The sequence below is a fragment of the Pseudomonas sp. R62 genome (genome assembly GCF_000257605.1).
Classification (GTDB): domain Bacteria; phylum Pseudomonadota; class Gammaproteobacteria; order Pseudomonadales; family Pseudomonadaceae; genus Aquipseudomonas; species Aquipseudomonas atacamensis.
Genome location: NZ_JH635998.1, coordinates 1,734,716 through 1,738,464, shown reverse-complemented (window position 1 = coordinate 1,738,464; position 3,749 = coordinate 1,734,716). Strand labels below are relative to the sequence as shown.

The window sequence follows — 3,749 nt, the reverse complement described above, 5'->3', positions numbered from 1 at the left end:
TCATCGCGACGCAGGGAAACCAGGTTGTGGGTCAGGTCGCCGGCGGCCACGCGCTCGGCGACTTTCAGGGTCTGGGTCAGCGGAATGATGATTTGTCGAGTGATCGCCCAAGCCGCAATCAGACCGAAGGCCAGTGCCAGCGCAGTGGCGACCAGCAGCATGTTCTTGGCATGGGCAGCATCGGTGTCGCGCACCACGGTTTGCGATTCAGTGAGCTTCTTGCTGGCCGCGATCAGGATGTCGCCCTGAGCCGACATGTTGACCAGCGCGGCGGCGTTCTTGACCTGCGAATCCCGGAACTGAGCGACGGCGGCGCGATAGGCCTTGAGCGAGTCGGTGGCCTGCTGCAGGTTGGCGATGTGCTGCTCTGGCACGCGGGCCGGCAGGCTTTCGAGGTTTTTCAGGGCGTTGTCGATGGCGCTCAGCGCCGGTTGCTCGGCATCGGCCTTGCCGCTGTAGGTGTAGCCGCGCACCTGATAGCGCGCCTGCTGCAACAGTTTGCTCAGCTCGATCACTGCGTTGTATTGCGCAACGCTGTCACCTTGCAGCAGGGCGCTTTCGACTTCGCCGACCTTGGCCACGGCATTATCGGCATTGGCGCCAAGCTTGCTGCGCGCATCTTCACGCTGGACGGTGGCCTGGGTCATTTCGCCGAAAGCGCGTTTGTATTCGGCGACCGCAGCAAGCTGTTGATCGACCATCGCCACATCGGATGGCTGCTCGATCATGCCGCGTGCCGATTGCAGACCGCTTTCGAGTTTGCTGAGCAATTCATTGACCGCGCCCGGACCCTGTTCACCACGACGCATGTCGTAGTCCATGCGCGCCAGGCGCAGGTCCTTGGTCAGCTCATTGAGGCTGGAAATGAAGCCGAGCTTGTCGCCACGGCTGATGATGCCGCTCATGCCGGTCCAGCCGGTGAAAGTGATCAACAGCGTCAGCAACAGCACCAGGCCGAAACCGATGCCCAGCTTGCGTTTGACGCTGACGTTTCCAAGACTCTCGGCTAACCAACGGTACATGCGACCACTCCCTTCGGACCACTTGATTGGACTTATAGGGGGTGTATCGGCTGGGTGGTGGCAATCTGTAACGCCACTTGTCTGCGACTGCAGGGGCTTGTAGGAGCTGACGAGTGCAACGAGGCTGCGATCCTTTGATCTTGCTTTTAAAACAAGATCAAAAGATCGCAGCCTTCGGCAGCTCCTACACAGGATCGGTGTCGGGTTAGAACAGGCGTGCAAGCAGGGCGGTGACGGCGGTTTCGACGCGCAGGATGCGCTCGCCCAGTTGCACCGGTTGCAGGCCGGATTTGGCCAGCAGATCGATTTCGTAGGGAATCCAGCCACCCTCGGGGCCGATGGCCAGGGTCACCGGTTCGCTCAGAGCGCGCGGGCAGGGCGGGAAGTTGCCGGGGTGGCCGACCAGGCCGAGGGTGCCCTCGGCGATCGCCGGCAAGCGATCTTCAACAAAAGGCTTGAAGCGCTTTTCAATGACGATCTCCGGCAGCACCGTATCGCGAGCCTGTTCGAGCCCGAGGATCAACTGCTCACGAATCGCTTCCGGCTCCAGAAATGGCGTCTGCCAGAAGCTTTTTTCGACGCGATAGCTGTTGACCAGAATCACCTTGGCCACGCCCATGGTCGCGACGGTCTGGAACACCCGGCGGAGCATTTTCGGCCGGGGCAGGGCCAGCACCAGGGTCAGCGGCAGTTTGGCCGGCGGTGGCTGATCGAGGTTGACGCGCAGCTCCGCTTCGCCGGCTTCCAGACGCAGCAACTCGGCCGAACCCATCAACCCGTTGATGCGCCCGACGCGCAGGCTGTCGCCGACTTCCGAACGATGCACTTCCTGCATGTGGATCAGGCGGCGATCACGCAGAATCACGCGGTCGGCCGCAATGAAGTCGGCCTCTTCGAGCAGCAGCAGGTTCATGCCTGGGTCGCTGGCGGCTGGTCGTTGTGGTCGTCGGCCGGCGTTTCGTCCGGGCGTTCGCGCTTGCTGACCAGCGCGCCGAAAAGGATGCCGATTTCGAACAGCATCCACATCGGCACAGCCAGCAGGGTCTGCGAAAAGATGTCCGGCGGGGTCAGGATCATGCCGACCACGAAGCAGCCGATGATCACGTACGGGCGGATCTTCTTCAGGTATTTGACGTCGACCACGCCGATCCACACCAGCAGGACTACGGCCACGGGGATCTCGAACGCCACGCCGAAGGCGAAGAACAGCGTCATGACGAAATCGAGGTAGCTGGCGATGTCGGTCATCATTTCCACGCCGGCCGGGGTGGCAGCGGCGAAAAACTTGAAGATCAGCGGAAATACGAAGTAATAGGCGAACGCCATGCCGATGTAGAAGAGCAGGATGCTGGAGATCAGCAACGGTACCGCAACGCGTTTTTCATGCTTGTACAGGCCCGGTGCGATAAAGCCCCAGATCTGATGCAGGATCACTGGAATCGCAAGAAACAGCGAAACCATCATCGTCAGTTTCAGCGGCGTCAGGAACGGCGACGACACGTCGGTGGCGATCATCGTCGCGCCGACCGGCAGGTACTGGCGCAGCGGCGTCGAGACGAAGGTGTAGATCTGCTGGGTGAACGCGAACAGCCCGGCAAAAATAATGAAGATCGCCGCCACGCAACGCAGCAGGCGGGTGCGCAACTCGGTGAGGTGCGATACCAGCGGCATGTGCTGGTCGTTTTCGGGGAGATCGCTCATGGGGCTCGCGGCGGCAGTGTAGGGTCTTGAGGCGCTGGTGTAGTCGGCGCGGCGGAGGGCGCTACGTGTTCAACCGATGTGTCTGTGGTAACCGGCGCCGGTCCTGGCGGTGTTACAACAGGTGCAGGTGCAGTGGGAGCGGCAGCGCTGTGAATCGTCTGCTCGCCCACAGGCTCGACCGGCGACGGCTCCTGCTGGTTCGGATTGAAGATCTTCCGCGCCTCTTGCTCCAGCGACAGAATATGTTCGTTGTGCAGTTGCCGACGGATCTCGTCGGCACCGATTTCACGTTCAACTTCCTGTTTGATCGCGTTGAAGCTGCGCTTCAGGCGGCCGACCCACAGACCGGCGGTGCGCGCCGCGCCCGGCAGACGCTCGGGGCCGAGCACCAGCAGGGCGACGAGGCCGACGAGCAGCAGTTCAGAGAAGCTGATACCAAACATTAGTCAGTGCTCACACGTCTTTGCGGATCGGCTCTTCGACTTTTTGCGCCTGCACGTCGATGGTGTGCGGCGGGTTGGCCTGAGCGGTGGTTTGCGGCTGCACCGGTGGCACAGGCTGGGCCGGCGGGGTCACGCTAGGCTCGGCCGGTTTTTCGTCGTCGTTCATGGCTTTGCGAAAGCCCTTGATCGATTCGCCAACGTCGGTGCCGAGGTTTTTCAGTTTCTTGGTACCGAATACCAGCACCACGACAATCAGAATGACGACCCAGTGTTTCCAGTCAAAAATGCCCATGTGGCGATTCCTCTCTAAAAGTTGTTCAGGCGGACGGACGCGAGGCTTTCTCGACGTGTCCGGACAGGCCGAAGCGACGGTCCAGTTCATCCAGCACGGCCTGCGGATGCTGCCCCAGTTGGGCGAGCATGACCATGCTGTGGAACCACAGGTCGGCGGTCTCGTAGATCACATCACTGCAATCGCCGCTGATGGCGGCATCCTTGGCGGCAATAATGGTTTCGACCGACTCTTCGCCGACTTTCTCCAGAATCTTGTTCAGCCCCTTGTGATACAGGCTGGCGACATACG

The 3,749-nt window shown here is 61.1% G+C and carries 6 protein-coding genes; all 6 read right to left on the bottom strand.

Features of this window, described 5'->3' with window-relative positions; genetic code table 11:
• Window positions 1-1,022, bottom strand: a 1,022-nt coding sequence (locus OQK_RS08985) for a methyl-accepting chemotaxis protein (protein WP_016772077.1), incomplete at its 3' end; no start/stop codon positions are given.
• 205 nt (window positions 1,023-1,227) lie between these two features.
• On the bottom strand, window positions 1,228-1,935 hold the full coding sequence (locus OQK_RS08980; protein ID WP_016772076.1) for a 16S rRNA (uracil(1498)-N(3))-methyltransferase: 708 nt from the start codon (window positions 1,933-1,935) through the stop codon (window positions 1,228-1,230).
• Window positions 1,932-2,723 carry a twin-arginine translocase subunit TatC gene (gene tatC / locus OQK_RS08975; protein WP_016772075.1) on the bottom strand — a complete coding sequence of 264 codons (792 nt, stop codon included), beginning with the start codon at window positions 2,721-2,723 and terminating at the stop codon, window positions 1,932-1,934. The genes OQK_RS08980 and tatC overlap by 4 nt, the downstream gene beginning before the upstream one ends.
• A complete protein-coding gene (tatB, locus tag OQK_RS08970; RefSeq protein ID WP_016772074.1) occupies window positions 2,720-3,166 on the bottom strand; it encodes a Sec-independent protein translocase protein TatB in 447 nt (148 codons plus the stop codon). The genes tatC and tatB overlap by 4 nt, the downstream gene beginning before the upstream one ends.
• A 10-nt stretch (window positions 3,167-3,176) precedes the next feature.
• Window positions 3,177-3,458, bottom strand: a complete 282-nt coding sequence (locus OQK_RS08965) for a twin-arginine translocase TatA/TatE family subunit (RefSeq protein ID WP_016772073.1) — start codon at window positions 3,456-3,458, stop codon at window positions 3,177-3,179.
• Window positions 3,459-3,483: 25 nt separating this feature from the next.
• Window positions 3,484-3,749 (bottom strand): phosphoribosyl-ATP diphosphatase (locus OQK_RS08960; RefSeq protein ID WP_016772072.1); only part of this gene is annotated, 266 nt, incomplete at its 5' end.

What these genes read in the sequence shown, in the direction of transcription:
- OQK_RS08980 (WP_016772076.1), bottom strand. Translation starts at nt 1,935, where the DNA reads ATGAACCTGCTGCTGCTCGAAGAGGCCGACTTCATTGCGGCCGACCGC.
- tatC (WP_016772075.1), bottom strand. Translation starts at nt 2,723, where the DNA reads ATGAGCGATCTCCCCGAAAACGACCAGCACATGCCGCTGGTATCGCAC.
- tatB (WP_016772074.1), bottom strand. Translation starts at nt 3,166, where the DNA reads ATGTTTGGTATCAGCTTCTCTGAACTGCTGCTCGTCGGCCTCGTCGCC.
- OQK_RS08965 (WP_016772073.1), bottom strand. Translation starts at nt 3,458, where the DNA reads ATGGGCATTTTTGACTGGAAACACTGGGTCGTCATTCTGATTGTCGTG.